The 16,995-nt window shown below is 71.6% G+C and carries 11 protein-coding genes; 8 read left to right on the top strand and 3 right to left on the bottom strand.

The window, feature by feature from the left end:
• Positions 1–271: 271 nt before the first annotated feature.
• From ACWGJ2_RS38475 to ACWGJ2_RS38485, 3 genes are all read left to right on the top strand, one after another.
• Positions 272–2,389 (top strand): phosphocholine-specific phospholipase C, encoded by a 2,118-nt coding sequence (locus ACWGJ2_RS38475; RefSeq protein WP_453351043.1) that lies wholly within the window; start codon positions 272–274, stop codon positions 2,387–2,389.
• A gap of 153 nt (positions 2,390–2,542) precedes the next feature.
• On the top strand, positions 2,543–4,972 hold the full coding sequence (locus tag ACWGJ2_RS38480) for an MMPL family transporter (protein ID WP_453351044.1): 2,430 nt from the start codon (positions 2,543–2,545) through the stop codon (positions 4,970–4,972).
• Complete coding sequence (locus tag ACWGJ2_RS38485) at positions 4,947–5,630, top strand: hypothetical protein (RefSeq protein WP_453351045.1); 684 nt, start codon at positions 4,947–4,949, stop codon at positions 5,628–5,630. Before ACWGJ2_RS38480 ends, ACWGJ2_RS38485 begins: the two co-directional genes overlap by 26 nt.
• Positions 5,631–5,747: 117 nt before the next feature.
• Here ACWGJ2_RS38485 and ACWGJ2_RS38490 read toward each other — a convergent pair whose 3' ends face one another.
• From ACWGJ2_RS38490 to ACWGJ2_RS38500, 3 genes are all read right to left on the bottom strand, one after another.
• Positions 5,748–5,993, bottom strand: a complete 246-nt coding sequence (locus tag ACWGJ2_RS38490) for a DUF6191 domain-containing protein (RefSeq protein ID WP_453351046.1) — start codon at positions 5,991–5,993, stop codon at positions 5,748–5,750.
• A gap of 97 nt (positions 5,994–6,090) precedes the next feature.
• Positions 6,091–7,260 (bottom strand): PQQ-dependent sugar dehydrogenase, encoded by a 1,170-nt coding sequence (locus ACWGJ2_RS38495; protein ID WP_453351047.1) that lies wholly within the window; start codon positions 7,258–7,260, stop codon positions 6,091–6,093.
• Positions 7,261–7,432: 172 nt separating this feature from the next.
• Entirely contained in the window at positions 7,433–8,428 is a 996-nt protein-coding gene (locus ACWGJ2_RS38500) for an aldo/keto reductase (protein ID WP_453351048.1), read from the bottom strand.
• A gap of 73 nt (positions 8,429–8,501) precedes the next feature.
• On the opposite strand from ACWGJ2_RS38500, the gene ACWGJ2_RS38505 reads away from it, so the two are divergent.
• The 5 genes from ACWGJ2_RS38505 to ilvC all read left to right on the top strand — a co-directional run bounded on the left by ACWGJ2_RS38505 (position 8,502) and on the right by ilvC (position 16,819).
• A complete protein-coding gene (locus ACWGJ2_RS38505) occupies positions 8,502–9,488 on the top strand; it encodes a 2-hydroxyacid dehydrogenase (RefSeq protein WP_453351049.1) in 987 nt (328 codons plus the stop codon).
• A gap of 302 nt (positions 9,489–9,790) precedes the next feature.
• Positions 9,791–13,027: a putative bifunctional diguanylate cyclase/phosphodiesterase gene (locus ACWGJ2_RS38510; RefSeq protein WP_453351050.1), complete on the top strand. Its 3,237-nt coding sequence runs from the start codon at positions 9,791–9,793 to the stop codon at positions 13,025–13,027.
• A gap of 259 nt (positions 13,028–13,286) precedes the next feature.
• Positions 13,287–15,134 carry an acetolactate synthase large subunit gene (locus ACWGJ2_RS38515; RefSeq protein ID WP_453351051.1) on the top strand — a complete coding sequence of 616 codons (1,848 nt, stop codon included), beginning with the start codon at positions 13,287–13,289 and terminating at the stop codon, positions 15,132–15,134.
• 34 nt (positions 15,135–15,168) lie between these two features.
• Positions 15,169–15,693 (top strand): acetolactate synthase small subunit, encoded by a 525-nt coding sequence (gene ilvN / locus ACWGJ2_RS38520; protein WP_453351052.1) that lies wholly within the window; start codon positions 15,169–15,171, stop codon positions 15,691–15,693.
• A 127-nt stretch (positions 15,694–15,820) separates the two neighbouring features.
• Positions 15,821–16,819: a ketol-acid reductoisomerase gene (gene ilvC / locus ACWGJ2_RS38525; RefSeq protein WP_453351053.1), complete on the top strand. Its 999-nt coding sequence runs from the start codon at positions 15,821–15,823 to the stop codon at positions 16,817–16,819.
• The last annotated feature ends 176 nt before the right edge of the window (positions 16,820–16,995 follow it).

The raw sequence follows: 16,995 nt of genomic DNA on the forward strand, positions 1-16,995 counted from the left end.
CCGCAGGTCGAGACGAACGACGGCAGAAAGCCGAAAACGAAAGCTTCACGCCGAGGAGACACCCCACCGCGGCACCGGACACCCCCCACCCACGCACCCCACACGGCCAACCGTCCCGCGCAACACCCCCGACGAACCGGCACCCCCCGTTTCCTTCCGCACCCCGCGAAGGGGCCCCGTTCACCCCAGAGGCGGTGACGGGACTTCCTTCGGACACGTGTGCCGCGTAGCTTGCAGGGCGCTGATCTTGGACGAGGCGTGGGAGGAACGGGTGGCAACGGACATATCGCGGCGCCGGGTGCTCGGCATGGGAGCGGGGGCCGCCGGGCTCGCGGCGGCAGGGTCGCTGCTGCCGCCGTCGTTGCGGGAGGCGATCGCCCAGCAGCCGGTGGGGGCCGGCGGCCTCGAAGACGTGCGGCACGTCGTCGTGCTGATGCAGGAGAACCGGTCCTTCGACCATTATCTCGGCACCCTGCGCGGCGTCCGCGGCTTCGGCGACCGCAACGCCGTACGCCTCCCGGACGGCAAGCGGTCCGTCTTCGAGCAGCCCGGCGCGCTGGGCGCCGGCACCGTGCTGCCGTACTCCGTACGGGAGGCGGCCGAGCGCCAGCGGAAAGAGCTTCAGTACATCGGCGACCTGGACCACAGCTGGGGCGGCGCGGGCAAGGCCCGCAACGGCGGCTGGTACGACAACTGGGTCACCGCCAAGACCGCCGCCACCATGGCGTACTACGACCGCGCCGACGTCCCGCTGCACCACGAACTGGCGGACACCTTCACGGTGTGCGACGCCTACCACTCGTCGATCCACACCTCGACCAGCCCGAACCGTAACCACCTGGTCAGCGGCTGGACCGGCTTCGAGCCCGGCGACAAGGGGCGCGCGGTCAACAACGACTGCTACGACGAGGACGACCACCCCGGCTACGACTGGACGACGTACGCCGAGCGCCTGGAGAAGGCCGGGGTGAGCTGGCGCGTCTACCAGGAGTGGGACAACTTCACCGACAACAACCTGGAGTTCTTCGCCTCCTTCAAGGCGGTGATGGCGAAGGCCCTCGCCAAGGTCGACGGCGTGGCGAATATGACCGCCTACTACGGCAAGCTCGCGGACGCGGACGAGAAGGAGCGCGCCCGGCTCGAAGGGCTGCTGGAGGAGGGGGTGCGGGCGCTGTCGCGGCGGGACCGGTCGTACTTCGAGCGGGCGCTGCGGCGCGGGGCGCCGGACAGCACCGCCGACGCGTTCGCCGCCGACGTGGCCTCGGGCAAGCTCCCCGCCGTCTCCTACCTGGTGCCGTCCGCGAAGGACAGCGAGCACCCCGGCGGCTCCTCGCCCGTCGAGAGCGCCCACTTCGTCTACAAGGTGCTGGACGCGCTCGGCAGCCACCCCGAGGTGTGGCGGCACACGGCGCTCTTCCTGACGTACGACGAGAACGACGGCCTCTTCGACCACGTACCGCCGCCCGAGCCCCCGGAGGGGACGGCGGAGGAGTTCTGGGAGGGTCACCCGGTGGGCCTGGGCATGCGGGTGCCGATGACGGTCATCTCGCCCTGGACGGTGGGGGGTTACGCCTGCTCCGAGGTCTTCGACCACACCTCGGTCATCCGCTTCCTGGAGCGCTGGACGGGGGTGCGCGAGCCCAATATCTCCGCGTGGCGGCGCACGGTGTGCGGCGATCTCACCTCCGCCTTCGACTTCTCGCGCGGCCGCAGGCTCCCCGAGGTCGAGCAGCCGGGCCCGGTGCCCGCCTTCGAGGGGCGCTGGCACCCGGAGCCCCCGTCGGAGCAGCGGATGCCCGAACAGGAGAAGGGCACCCGTCGCGCGCGCCCGCTCCCGTACCGGTCCGACGCCGACGGCGTCTACGACCCCGGCGCCGGGGTCTTCCTGCTCGCGCTCCGCGACAAGGGGAAGCGCGGCTCCCACTTCGCGCTGTACCCGTACGCCGGTGAGTACGAGGCGCCCCGGCACCACGACGTGGCGGGCGGCACGGTCGTGCGGGTTCCGGTCGATGACGGTGCCTACGACTTCACGGTGACGGGCCCGAACGGGTTCCGGCGCGAGTTCCGCGGCACGAGGGACGGCGCGGCGGCGGCGCTGAAGGTCAGCACCCGCCTCGACGCGGAGCGCCGCGAGGTCCATGTGACCGTCGTCAACGGCGGCGCCTCGGCCCTGACGCTGAAGCTGACGCCCCTCGCGTACGCGGACACGCCCCCGGGCGCCAAGCCGCGCGTCCTTACCGTCGAGCCGGGCAGCACCCGCACCGTCGCGCACGAGGCGCGGCACGCGCACGGCTGGTACGACCTGGACCTGCGCGTGGCGGAGGACGAGGGCTTCCGGCGCAGGCTGATGGGGCACATCGAGAACGGGCGGGAGTCCGTGACCGGCTGAGTTCCGTCCTGACCGCTTTGTGGCTATCGCCACAAAGCGGTCAAAGGATCTTTTCGGGCTGTCAGTGTGCAGGAAACATCCGCACCACCGCGTTCGGCACGACCGGTACCTCCCGGGCAGATCGGCGCACGACCCGGGAGGAGGACGGCCTTCATGACCGCCCTTGTCCGCTGGTGCCTGCGACGGCGCGTCGCCGTCGTCGCGCTCTGGCTCGCCGTGCTCGCGGGCGTCGCCACGGCCTCCGGTCTCACCGGCTCCGCCTATTCCAACGACTACGAGGTCCCCGGTACCGAGTCCGGGCGCGCCACCCAGCTCCTGAGCGAGGGCTTCCCCGACCGCGCGGGCGACAGCGACACCGTCGTCTGGCACACGGCCGCTGCCCACGGTGGCGGGGTGCGCGAGGCCGGGGTCGAGGAGCGGATGCAGCGCGCCCTGGACGAGATCGCCGCGCTGCCCGGCGTGTCCGGCGTCGAGAGCCCGTACGGCAGCGGCGCCGACGCCCGGATCAGCGCCGACGGGCGTACGGCCTATGCCACCGTCGCCTTCGACGCGCCCTCGGACGAGCTGGACGAGGCGGAGGTGCGGGCCGTCGTCGACACCGCGAAGGCGGCCGAGGGTGACACGGGCGGCGGTCTTGAGGTGGAGCTGGGCGGCGCGGGGATCGCGCTCACGGAGGGGATGAGCGGGCACCTGAGCGAGGCCGTCGGGCTCGCCGTCGCCGCCGTCGTGCTCCTGCTGGCCTTCGGCTCGTTCGCGGCCATGCTGCTGCCGATCGTCACCGCCCTCGTGAGCGTCGGCACCTCGGCGCTCGGCATCGGGCTGCTCAGCCACGCCATGACGGTGGCCGACTTCGCGCCCATGCTGGGCACCCTGATCGGGCTCGGCGTCGGCATCGACTACGCGCTGTTCATCGTCACCCGGCACCGCGCGGGCCTGAAGCGGGGACTCCCCGTGGAGGAGGCCGCGCGATGGGCCGTGACATCGACGGGACGCGCCGTGGTCTTCGCTGGTGTGACGGTGTGTATCGCGCTGCTCGGGATGCTCGTGCTGCGGCTCGGCTTCCTCAACGGCGTCGCCGTCGCGGCCTCGCTGACCGTCGTCCTCGCGGTGCTCGCCTCGGTGACCCTGCTGCCCGCGCTGCTCGGCATGATCGGCATGCGGGCGCTGAGCGCGCGGGAGCGCAGACGGCTGGCGGAGCACGGGCCGCTCCCAGCCCAGCAGGGGAGCACGGGCTTCGCCGCGCGCTGGTCGGCCTTCGTCGAGCGCCACCCGAAGCTGCTCGGCGGGGTCGCGGCAGCGCTGATGCTGGTGCTGGCCCTGCCCGTATCGGCGCTCCATCTGGGCACCTCCGACCAGGGCAACGGCCCCGCGGCGGCCACCACGCGCCAGGCGTACGACCTGATGGAGAAGGGCTTCGGGCCCGGCTCCAACGGGCCGCTCACCCTCGTCGCGGAGATCGACGGGGCAGCGGCCAAGCTCGCCTTCGAGGAACTGCCGGACAAGCTGCGCGGCACGGAGGGCGTGGCCCAGGTCTCGGGCGGCGAGCTGAACGGCAGCGGCACCAGCACCACCGGGGTGATCACGGTCGTGCCGGACAGTGCCCCGCAGGACGAGTCCACCTCGCGCCTCGTGGAGCGGCTGCGCACGGACGTCGTCCCGGAGTCGGAGGCCGACAGCGGGCTGCGGGTGAGCGTCGGCGGGCTCACGGCGAGTTACGACGACTTCGCATCCGTGATCCTGGGCAAGCTGCCGCTGTTCGTCGGCGTCGTGATCGCTCTGGGGTGCGCGCTGCTGCTGGTCGCCTTCCGCAGCGTGGGTATTCCGCTGAAGGCGGCGCTGATGAACGTGCTCGCGGTGGCCGCCTCCTTCGGGATCGTCGTCGCCGTCTTCCAGTGGGGGTGGGGGAGCGGGCTGCTGGCACCGCTGGGCCTGGACACGCTGGACGCGCTGGGCGGGGGCGGGCCCATCGAACCGTTCCTGCCTGTGATCATGGTCTCGGTGCTGTTCGGGCTGTCGATGGACTACCAGGTCTTCCTCGTCAGCCGGATGTACGAGGAGTGGCGCCTCACCGGCGACAACCGGCGGTCGGTACGGGTCGGGCTCGCCGAGACCGGGCGCGTGATCAACTCGGCCGCCGTCATCATGATCGCGGTCTTCGGCGCCTTCGTCCTCAGCGGCGACCGGGTCATCGCGATGTTCGGCGTCGGCCTCGCCGCGGCCGTCGCGCTCGACGCGTTCGTGCTGCGTACGCTGCTGGTCCCGGCCCTGATGCACCTGCTCGGGGGCGCCAACTGGTGGCTGCCCGGCTGGCTGGAGCGGTGGCTGCCGAGGGTCAGCATCGAGCCGGGGGACGAGGCGCGGGAGCCGGAACCGGGCTCCGGAACGGAGCGCGAACCGGAGCGCGAACCGGTGCCGGTGCCGGTGCCGGCGGGGGCGCCGGAGGGGGCGTACAGGACGGCGCGCGGAAGGGCGCCGGAGCCCGCCAGTATCACGATTCCGACACAGCCTTCGGATGCTCTCATCGGACTCTCAGAAAGGGCCCCTACGGTCGGGCCCCATGGCTACCGAGACGACGAAGACTGAGAAGAACGACGAGGCCGGAAAGGCCGAGAACGCCGAACAGCCCGAGGCGGCCGAAAAGGCCGGAACGGCCGAGGGCACGGCGTCCACCGGGAAGACGGAGGCGAAGGACACCGCCGCGACGGACGCCGTCGCGGACAAGGCCCCCGCCGACACCCCGGAAACCGGCGACGGAGTCGACATCGACGACTCCTCGGACGACATCCTGGAGCACGACGACCACGACCACGTCACGACCGCTCCCCGGGGCGGACTGGGCGCGGGCGCCGCGGCCGTCGTGAGCGCGGGCCTCGGCCTGGTCTCCCTGACCGGCACCTCGCTGAGCGAGATGCTGCGCGACCGCAAGCAGCTCATCGGTCAGATCGAGAGCAGCAGCGCGACGGGCGGCAGCGCCGGCGACCAGGTCGACGCGATCTACGGTTCCCCCTGGCACACCACCGCCGTCTTCAACGGCATCTTCGCGCTGCTCGCCGTGATCGTCGGCGGCGTCCTCCTCGCGGTCCTGGCCAATCGCCCTGCGCCCGGTTCCGGCGCTCAGGCGTGGGTGCGGCCCGTCGCGCTCGGTGGACTGGTCCTCGGCGTGCTGGGGCTCCTGGTCGCGGGCGGCATGTACTTCGACCTGGTCGCTTCCGCGCCCGAGGTGCCGAGCGCGGGCGGCTGATACGGAGGAGACGCGGCTTCGCCGCGGCGGGACCCGGGGAGCGCGGGCCGCCGCGGCGTCTGTGTGTCCGGGGCGATACGGGGCGATACGGGGCGGGACCGGGCGGACCCGAGGAGCTCACCCCTCGCCGCGCCGGGGCTCCTCGCCGCGCCGCGGCTCCTCGCCGGAGCGGGGCTCCCCGTCGGGCGGGGGCTGGGCCGGGACGTCGGAGCGCCGTATCCGGACCTGGCCCGAGGCGAGGTCTATCGGGCCCTTGCCCGGGTCACCGCTGTCCGCCTCGACGCGCATGTGGTCCCGACGCCGCCGCTCGTCGTCGCTGTGGCGGCGGCCGGGGGAGAAGATCTGCTCGATCAGGTTGAACATGGCCGTACCGTTCCCTTCCGGGCGGGCTCCCGGCCCGTCCCTCGCCCCCTCGGCTCGGCTCGCCCCGCGGTACGTCAGCCCGCCTCGTGGCCCACTCTCAGCTCACCTTCACCTTCAGGATACGGTCATCGCCCTTTTCGGGCGTTCCCCGCGAATCGGTCTCGCTCGTGACCAGCCAGAGCCCGTCCCCGCCGTCCGAGACCACCGTGCGCAGCCGCCCGTACTTCCCCTCGAAGAAGGACTGCGGCTCGGCCACCGGCTCCGTGCCCTTCAGCGGCACGCGCCACAGCCGCTCGCCCCGCAGCCCCGCCACCCACACGGAGCCCTCGGCGAAGGCGAGGCCGCTCGGCGACGCGTCCTCCGGCTTCCACTGCGCGACGGGGTCGGTGAAGCCCTTCTCGCCCGCCTTCCCCTCGGCCTCCGGCCAGCCGTAGTTCTTGCCGGGCCCGATGAGGTTCACCTCGTCCCAGGTGTCCTGGCCGAACTCGGCCGCCCACAGCCTGTTGTCCGTGTCCCAGTCCAGCCCCTGGACGTTGCGGTGGCCGTAGGAGTAGACGACGGAGTCCGCCTCGGGGTTGCCCTTGTCCGGAGGATCGCCGTCCGGCGTCATCCGGAGGATCTTGCCGCCGAGCGACTTCTTGTCCTGCGACAGCCCGCCGTCGCCCGACTCGCCGGTGCCCGCGTAGAGCATCTTGTCCGGGCCGAAGGCGATGCGCCCGCCGTTGTGGATCGTGCCCTTGGGGATGCCCTTGAAGACGGTGTCCGGGGCGCCGAGCTGGTTGCCCTCGCTCTTCTTCGCGTCGTACGGCATGCGCACGATGCGGTTGTCGGACTCGGTGGTCAGATACGCGTACACCATCTTCGCGTCGTCCCCCGGCACGGCGATCCCCAGCAGCCCGCCCTCGCCGCCCGCCGCGACCCCGGGCACGGAGCCCAGCTCGGTCTTCCCGCCGTCCTCGCCGTCGACCCGGAGGATCGTGCCCTCGTCGCGCGAGGAGACCAGCAGATCGCCGCCCGGCAGCGGGGCCAGGCCCCAGGGTGACTTCAGTCCCGTGGCCACCGTCCGCTCCACCTTCGCCGAACCCTTCGCGGGCGCCGCGGACTCCTTCTCCCCGGAGGACGGCGACGACTCCCCGGGGCGGGAGGAAGCGGAGCCCGACGGATCGGGTGACCCCTCCTCCCCGTCGCCCGACGAGCAGCCCGAGGCCAGCACGGCCAGCGCCGCGAGCCCGGCCGCGAGCCCGGTCGTGAGGGAACGGCTACGCATGATCTGTGCCTCCCGGTGTCACTGTGACGCGGTGGATCCGCCCAGCAGACCACACCCCCTCATACGGCGCAGCACACCGCCGAGTTCCCGCCCGCGACGCACGGACGCGACGCGACAAGCCCGTACGGCCGAACCGGAACCCGAAACGGACCCGAACCCGGGCCCTACGCCGTCACTCCCATGAGCCCCGCCCCGCGGGCAGCGCGCCGATCTCCACCATGTCCTCGGCCGTCAGCACCAGTTGGGCCGCCTCGGCGTTCTCCGCCGCCCAGCGGCGCTTCTTCGTGCCGGGAACCGGCACCACGTGCCGCCCGAGCGCCAACAGCCACGCCAGCGCGACCTGGGCCGGGGTGGCGCTCCCGTGCCGCCGCGCCACGCGCCGCAGACCCGCGACGATCGGCTGGTTGGCGGCCATCATCTCGGCCGTGAAGCGCGGGTGCCGCGCCCGTACGTCGTCCCGCTCGAAGCCGCCGCCGGTCGTCAGCGTCCCGGTCAGATAGCCGTTGCCCAGCGGCATCGCCGCCAGGAAGCCCACCCCGCGCGACTCGCACCACGGCAGCAGCGCGTCCAGCGCCTCCCGCGACCACACCGACAGCTCGGCCTCCACGCTGCTCACAGGGAACACCTGCTGCACGCGTTCCAGCTGCCGTATCGTCGCCGAATAGATCCCCGCGCCGCTGCGCCGGTCCGCGCGCGCACCCACCGCGCAGAAGCCCAGCGAGCGCACCTTGCCCGCCGTCACCAGCTCGGCCATCGCGCCCCAGGTCTCCTCGACGGGAACCTCGGGGTCGGCCCTGTGCAGTTGGTAGAGGTCGATCACGTCGCTCTGGAGACGGCGCAGCGAGGCGTCGCAGGCGCGCTTCACATAGCTCGGCCGCCCGTTGGCGACGATGTGCTGATCGCCCACCAGCAGCCCGCACTTCGTCGAGACGAACGCCTCGCGCCGCCGCTCCCTCAGCACCCGGCCCAGCAGCAGCTCATTGGTGAAGGGGCCGTACATATCGGCCGTGTCGAGCAGCGTCATGCCCCGGTCCAGCGCCGTGTGCACCGCGCGCAGCGACTCCTCGCCGTCCTGTTGGGACGCGGAGTACGCCCAGCTCATCGGCATGCAGCCGAGGCCGACCGCGCCCACTTCGAGCGCCGCCGCACCGATTGTCCTGCGCTCCACCTGCACGAGCTCCCTCCTGACGGCCCCCAAACTAACGGGTACCTCCAGCGGGTGACGCACAGCCTCTAGCCTGATGACCATGCCCTCCGCATCCACCCCTCCGCCCCCGTCCCCGTCCCCGTCCCCGTCGGACGTCTGGCTCCCCGTCCCGCCCTCGGAGATCGACGGGCTGCCCTCCTCCCTCACGTACCACTTCTGGGACGGCGGCCCCGACTTCCCCGCAGACCCCGCCAACTGCGGCTTCTACGTCGTCCCCTACATGAAGGGGGCCGCGGTCTCCGTACGGCCGCTCGAACACATGACCCGGCTGCGGGTCGTGCAGACGCTGACGGCCGGCATAGACCACGTGTCCCCGGCGATCCCGCGCCTCCCCGCCGGGACCCGCCTCTGCAATGCCCGCGGCGTCCACGACGCCAGTACGGCGGAACTGGCACTCGCCCTCACCCTCGCCTCGCTGCGGCACATCCCCGAGTTCGTACGGGCGCAGGAGACCGGCGGCTGGCACCCGGGCATGTACGAGGCGCTCGCGGACAAGTCCGTGCTGATCGTGGGCTACGGAGCGATCGGCTCGGCCGTCGAGGACCGTCTGCTCCCCTTCGAGGTGGCCGAGGTGACCCGTGTCGCGCGCAGCGCGCGTACCACCCCGCGCGGCTCCGTACACCCGCTCGCGAGCCTTCCTGAACTGCTGCCCCGCGCCGACGTCGTGATCCTGTGCACCCCGCTCACGGAGGACACCCGCGGCCTCGTCGGGGCCGACTTCCTGGGCCGGATGAAGGACGGATCGCTGCTGGTCAACGTCGCGCGCGGCGGTGTCGTCGACACCAAGGCGCTGCTCGCCGAACTGGAGTCGGGACGGCTGCTGGCCGCTCTGGACGTCACGGATCCGGAGCCCCTGCCCGCTGATCATCCGCTCTGGCGGGCACCCAATACGTTGATCACTCCGCACGTCGGCGGACCCACTTCCGCCTTCCTCCCGCGTGCCAAAAAGCTGCTGCGTGCGCAGTTGAGGCGCTGGGCGGCCGGTGAAGAGCTTGAGCACACGGTGGCCGTAGCGGAGTGACCGGAAGGCCCCCGAAGCCGCGAGAGGCCACTCTACGGATGCGTATGACTCCTCCCTGTGCCCACAACACCCCTTGTCGTCACGGAACGTATCGGCACTATGTCCCTGAGTGACGGATCTGGTGTATCGTCCCGATCGGGGGGCGAACCCGGACACGAGGGGGGCGACGGGCGAATGCACGGCCATTGGACGAACCGGCGGATGGGGCGGGCGGTCTCCCGGCCGCGCCATCCACAGGACGGCGGTCGCTGCCGCCGTCTCAGGAAGTACGAGAAGAAGCCGCCGTCCGAACGGGCGGCGCGATGAGCGCACACGGCGCGGCCCCGGAGCAGGGCCGGTACTGGACGCCGCCCCGGTCACCCCGGCCCCATGACGGAGCCGGAAGGACGGGCGTGCTGCCCCAACTGGTGCTGTCCGCCGTCTGCGCCGCGTACGCGGTGGGCGCCGCCACCGGCTGGGGATCCGAGCGAGTGGCCCTCATCATGGGGGACTTCGGGCTGAGCGCCGCCGGGCTGCTCGCCTCCGCATCCTGTTTCTGGTACGCCTACAAGCACTCCACCCCGTTCCGGCCCGCCTGGCTGCTGTTCGGGTTCTCCTCGCTGATGGCCGGGCTCGGCAACGGCATCTGGGGCTGGTACGAGATCGTGCTCAACCAGCCGGTGCCGCGCCCCTCCGTCGCCGACTACTGCTTCCTCCTCTTCGCGCCACCCGCCATCATCGGTTTACTGGTTCTGGCCAAGCGGCCCGTCACCCGTGCCGGATGGATCTGCCTGGGCCTGGACGCCTGGCTCATCGGGGGCTCGCTGATCACACTCTCGTGGTCGCTCGCGCTGGCCCACACCGCCTACTGGCAGGGCGCCTCCGTGGCCAGAGCCGCGCTGAGCCTCGCGTATCCCCTGCTGGACATCGCGCTGGTGAGCATGGTGCTGGTGCTGCACTTCAAGCGCTCCTCCGCACACCGCTCCGCGGTCAACACCGCCATCGGCGCCCTGGCGCTGACGGTGCTGTGCGACGCGCTGTTCACCTCGCCGCTGCTGCGCGAGCACTACAGTTCGGGGCAGTTCCTGGACGCGGGCTGGTTCGCGGGCTCGCTGCTCCTGGCCTACGCGCCCTGGGTCGCCAGGCGGGACGCCGGGCCGTGGGGCCCGGCCGAGCCGCCCGCCGCGAGCGCGGGCCCCGCGGTCACCGGACGTGCTGATCCGGCCGCGGCCTCGCGCGAGGCCGCCGTCCGGGCCGCCAGCCGCCCGATCGCGGGTTCGCTGGCCGCGCTCACCCCGTATCTGGCCGCCGCCGTCTGCACGCTGGGAATCCTCTACAACTCCCTGGACGGCCGCGAGATCGACCGCGTGGTGCTCTTCACCGGCTGCACCGTCGTGCTCGTCCTGGTCGTCCGGCAGGGGATCATGCTGCTGGACAACATCACCCTCACCCAGGAACTGGCCCAGAAGGAGAACCACTTCAGGTCCCTGGTGCAGGGCTCCAGCGACGTCATCATGATCGCGTCGTCCACGGGCGTGCTGCGCTACGTCTCCCCGGCCGCCGCCGGGGTCTACGGCAGGGACGGCGACGAACTGGTCGGCTCCGAGCTGTCCTCCCTCATCCACCCGGAGGACCTGGGGCGCGTCCTGCACGAACTGCGTCGCTTCCTGGCCGCCAAGCCCAAGGAGGAGTGCTCCACCCGCATCGAGTGCCGCTTCCGGCACGGCGCGGGCCACTGGCTCAACATCGAGTCCACGGTCAACCGCTATCAGGGCGGCCTCATCTTCAACAGCCGGGACGTGACCGAACGGGTCCGTCTCCAGGCCCAGTTGCAGCACAACGCCTCGCACGACTCCCTGACCGACCTGCCCAACCGCGCCCTGTTCACCGAACGCGTCCGCAAGGCGCTCTCGGGGCGGCGCGGCGGGGACAGCGAGGCGGCCGTCCTCTTCATCGATCTCGACGGCTTCAAGGCGGTGAACGACACGGCAGGGCATCAGGCGGGCGACGAGCTGCTGATCCAGGCCGCCCGCCGCCTCCAGGAGTCGGTACGCGCGGGCGACACCGCGGCCCGCCTGGGAGGTGATGAATTCGCCGTGCTCATCCTCGGCGACAGCGACCCCAGCAAACACGCGGGGGCCGAACGCGAGCTGCGCATCCAGGAGATCGCGGACCGCCTCCGCATCACCCTCTCCGAGCCGTACCGCGTCGAGGGCGACACCGAGGTGAAGGTGGCCGCCTCCATCGGCATCGCCTTCGCCGAACCCGGCATCTCACCGGCCGCCCTGATGCGCAACGCCGATCTGGCGATGTACCGCGCCAAGCAGGCCGGGAAGGCGCGGGTCGAGCTGTACGCGCCGCAGATGCGGAACGAGACCGACACGGCCGTCAAGCGCTCCGAGCTGGGCACGAGGCTGCGCGGCGCGATGCACGACGGCGAGTTCGCCTTACTCCACCAGCCCGTCGTGGAGCTGTCCAGCGGCAAGGTCAGCGCCGTCGCGGCGCAGCCCCGCTGGCGCTCGGCGCAGGGCATCCTCTTCACGCCCGCCGAGTTCCTCCGCACGGAGGGCGGAGCCGGTGGAGCCGCAGGGCCCGGTGGGGCAGCCGCGAAGGACGGGCAGGGCGACCGCGCGGCCGAGGTGTGCCGCTGGCTGCTGGAGGAGGCCGTCGAGCAGGCGGCGGCCCGGCAGCAGGCCGGGTTCGGCGCGCCCGTGACCGTCAGGCTGCCCGCGCGGCGGCTCACCGACCGCTCGCTGCGCCTCAACCACATCGAGGCGCTGCTGTCCCGGCACGCGCTGCCGCCGGGGACGCTGATACTGGAACTGTCCGAGAGCGATCCACGCCTCCCGCTGGACGAGCTGGAGATGCGGCTCACCGCGCTGCGGCGCATGGGCGTGGTGCTGGCCCTGGACGGCTTCGGGAGCGGCTCCCTCGCCATCCCGGCGCTGCGGCGGCTGCCCGTGGACATCCTGCGGCTGGACCGGGGCATGGTCGACGGCGTCGTGGAGTCCCCCCGTCAGCGCAAGATCACGGCGGGGCTGCTGCGGATAGCGGGAGACCTGGGCCTCACCTCCGTGGCCGAGGGCGTCGATCTGCCGGAGCAGGTCACGACGCTGCGCGAGATGGGCTGTACGCACGGTCTGGGCGCGGTCTTCTCGGGCCCGCTGGACGAGCACCGGCTGCGGCGGGCGCTCGCGCGAGGGGCCTACCCGGTGCCGGACGACGCCGCGTACACGGGGCGCTCCGTGCCGTCAGCCGCGCCCGTGGGCGCGGGGGCCGCGGGTGCGGGGAAGGGTGTCCCGGTCCAGGGCGGCTCCGGCTCCGGTGGTCCGGGCGGCCCGGGGCCCGGCCAGCGGGTGCCCGCGCAGGCGTGCACCGGTGAGGATCGCAAGGGAGGGCGCTCGATGGTGGTCGCCGGGGCCCTCCCCGTACGTCACAAGGAGGGGCGCGAGACGCTGCCGCCGTGGGTCGCCGCGGCGGACGCGAGGGAGGGACCGGATCCGGTCACGGGGCATCCGCCGAAGCGCTCGAATGCTGAGACGCCTGTCCCACCCACTTGACACTCATGGCTTGACGGGGAGAGGGTCAGTGCCATGCGCACCCGAATTCTCGTACTTGGAAAGCGCGTCGGCTGACCGGAATCGCCACGATTCCGCGACCACCAGCGGCGCGCTCCCCTCGCTTGCCTCACGGCACGGGGGGTTTTTTGTTGCACCAGCACCCTCGCGGGGCCTCCGTCGGCCCCACCGCAGACCGCATCAAAATCGCCCGAACAGCACACATCGAGCGTCAACCCTCACTCTCCGGGAAGAGAAGACGATGACCGAGCAGGCCACCGGGGCCCCCAAGCCGCAGCCGCGGGCCCGTAACGGCGGGCAGCAGCAGCCCGCCACCAACGAGCAGATGACGGGCGCGCAGTCCCTCATCCGTTCCCTCGAGGAGGTCGGCGCCGACACCGTATTCGGTCTTCCCGGCGGGTGCATCCTCCCGGCCTACGACCCGATGATGGACTCCGCCAGGGTCCGCCACGTGCTGGTGCGGCACGAGCAGGGCGCCGGGCACGCGGCCACGGGTTACGCGCAGGCCACCGGCAAGGTCGGCGTCTGCATGGCCACGTCGGGCCCGGGGGCGACGAACCTGGTGACCCCGCTCGCCGACGCGCACATGGACTCGGTGCCCATGGTCGCGATCACGGGGCAGGTCGCGTCGGCCGCCATCGGCACCGACGCCTTCCAGGAAGCCGACATCTGTGGCATCTCGATGCCCGTCACCAAGCACAACTTCCTGGTCCGCGACGCCGACGACATCCCGCGCACCATCGCCGAGGCGTTCCACATCGCCTCGACGGGCCGCCCTGGCCCCGTCCTCGTCGACATCGCCAAGGACGCGCTCCAGGGCAGGACGACCTTCAGCTGGCCGCCGGCCACGGACCTGCCCGGCTACCGCCCGGTCACCAAGCCGCACGCCAAGCAGATCCGCGAGGCCGCGAAGCTGATCACCGAGGCCAGGCGTCCGGTGCTGTACGTCGGCGGCGGCGTCATGAAGGCGGGCGCGACGGGCGAGCTGAAGGTCCTGGCCGAGCTGACCGGAGCGCCGGTGACCACCACCCTGATGGGCCTGGGCTCCTTCCCGGACAGCCACCCGCAGCACCTGGGCATGCCCGGCATGCACGGCTCCGTCGCCGCGGTCACCTCGCTCCAGAAGGCCGACCTGATCGTCGCCCTGGGCGCCCGCTTCGACGACCGCGTCACCGGCAAGCTGGACTCCTTCGCCCCGTACGCCAAGATCGTGCACGCCGACATCGACCCCGCCGAGATCGGCAAGAACCGCGCGGCCGACGTGCCGATCGTCGGCGACGCGCGCGAGGTCCTCGCCGATCTGATCGTCGCGGTCCACGCCGAGCACGACGAGGGGCACCGCGGCGACTACGCCGACTGGTGGCAGCAGCTCGACCGCTGGCGCGCGACCTACCCGCTGGGCTACGACCTGCCCGAGGACGGCTCGCTCTCCCCGCAGCAGGTCATCCAGCGCATCGGGCAGCTCGCGCCGGAGGACACGATCTACACGGCGGGCGTCGGCCAGCACCAGATGTGGGCCGCGCACTTCATCGACTACGAGAAGCCCGCCACCTGGCTGAATTCCGGCGGTCTCGGCACCATGGGCTACGCGGTCCCCGCTGCCCTGGGCGCCAAGGTGGGCCAGCCGGAGCGCACGGTCTGGGCGATCGACGGCGACGGCTGCTTCCAGATGACCAACCAGGAGCTGGTCACCGCGGCCCTCAACAACGTCCCGATCAAGGTCGCCATCATCAACAACGGCGCCCTGGGCATGGTCCGCCAGTGGCAGACCCTCTTCTACAACCAGCGCTACTCCAACACCAAGCTCCACGACGGCGAGGACGGCCAGCCCAGCAAGGGCACCCGCGTCCCCGACTTCGTGAAACTGGCGGAGGCCATGGGCTGCGTCGGCATCCGCTGCGAGGACCCGGACCAGCTCGACGCGGTCATCGAGAAGGCGAACGCCATCAACGACCGTCCCGTCGTGGTCGACTTCATCGTCCACGAGGACGCGATGGTCTGGCCGATGGTCGCGGCCGGCACCTCCAACGACGAGGTCATGGCGGCCCGAGGCGTCCGCCCGGACTTCGGCGACGGCGAAGACGACTGACGGCGAAGACCGGAGAAATCGGAGAATCAGGAAGATGTCCAAGCACACGCTCTCCGTCCTGGTGGAGAACACCCCCGGCATCCTCGCCCGGATCGCCGCGCTCTTCTCCCGTCGCGGTTTCAACATCGACTCGCTCGCGGTCGGTGTCACCGAGCACCCCGACATCTCGCGCATCACCATCGTGGTGAACGTCGAGGACCTGCCGCTGGAGCAGGTGACCAAGCAGCTCAACAAGCTGGTCAACGTGCTCAAGATCGTCGAGCTGGAGCAGTCCTCCGCCGTCCAGCGCGAACTCGTTCTGGTGAAGGTCAGGGCCGACAACGAGACCCGCTCCCAGATCGTCGAGATCGTCCAGCTCTTCCGCGCCAAGACCGTGGATGTGTCCCCGGAAGCCGTCACCGTCGAGGCCACCGGCAGCAGCGACAAGCTCGACGCCATGCTCAAGATGCTGGAGCCGTACGGCATCAAGGAGCTGGTCCAGTCAGGAACCATCGCCATAGGGCGCGGCTCCCGCTCCATCACCGACCGGAGCCTGCGCGCCCTGGACCGTTCGGCCTGACCCCGAGGAGGCCGGCGGCGGCGCACCGCACACCCCGCGCCGTCCGTATGGCGAACCCCGGACCTTCCGCACCGCCCGGCCGTCATAGGTTGGGCAGCACAACCCCGTATACAAGGAGATTCCCGAAGTGGCCGAGCTGTTCTACGACGACGATGCCGACCTGTCCATCATCCAGGACCGCAAGGTCGCGGTTCTCGGATACGGCAGCCAGGGCCACGCCCACGCGCTGTCGCTGCGCGACTCGGGCGTCGACGTCCGGGTGGGCCTGCACGAGGGCTCCAAGTCCCGCGCGAAGGCCGAGGAGCAGGGCCTCAAGGTGACCACGCCCGCCGAGGCGGTCAAGGAAGCCACCGTGATCATGGTCCTGGTCCCGGACCCGATCCAGGCCAAGGTCTACGAGGAGTCCATCGCCCCGAACCTCAAGGACGGCGACGCGCTCTTCTTCGGCCACGGCCTCAACATCCGCTTCGGCTTCATCAAGCCCCCGGCCAGCGTCGACGTGTGCATGGTCGCGCCCAAGGGCCCGGGCCACCTGGTGCGCCGCCAGTACGAGGAGGGCCGCGGCGTGCCGTGCATCGCGGCCGTCGAGCAGGACGCCACGGGCAAGGCGTTCGCGCTGGCGCTGTCCTACGCCAAGGGCATCGGCGGCACCCGTGCGGGTGTCATCAAGACCACCTTCACCGAGGAGACCGAGACCGACCTCTTCGGCGAGCAGGCCGTGCTCTGCGGCGGCACCTCGGCGCTGGTCAAGGCCGGGTTCGAGACCCTGGTCGAGGCGGGCTACCAGCCGGAGATCGCGTACTTCGAGTGCCTCCACGAGCTGAAGCTGATCGTGGACCTCATGTACGAGGGCGGCCTGGAGAAGATGCGCTGGTCCATCTCGGAGACCGCCGAGTGGGGCGACTACGTCAGCGGCCCGCGCATCATCAACGAGGGCACCAAGGCCGAGATGAAGAAGATCCTCGGCGAGATCCAGGACGGCACCTTCGCCAACAACTGGATGGCCGAGTACAACGCCGGTCTGCCGAAGTACAACGAGCTGAAGAAGGCCGACGAGGACCATCTGCTGGAGACCACGGGCAAGAAGCTCCGCAAGCTGATGAGCTGGGTCGACGAGGAGGCGTGAGCCTCGCGCCTCCGGCACGGTGAGCCTGCCGGGTCCTCCGGCAGGGTGAGCCCGGGCCGGGCCGCGGGCGCGCCTTCCGCCGGGACACGTTCCCGGGCGGGAGGGGCGCGCGCGGCCCCGCCGCCCGGGCGACCGGCCCCGGCAGGACGGGGCGGCGGGAGGCCCCGCCAGGGCCC

The sequence above is a fragment of the Streptomyces sp. NPDC054796 genome (assembly GCF_053611545.1).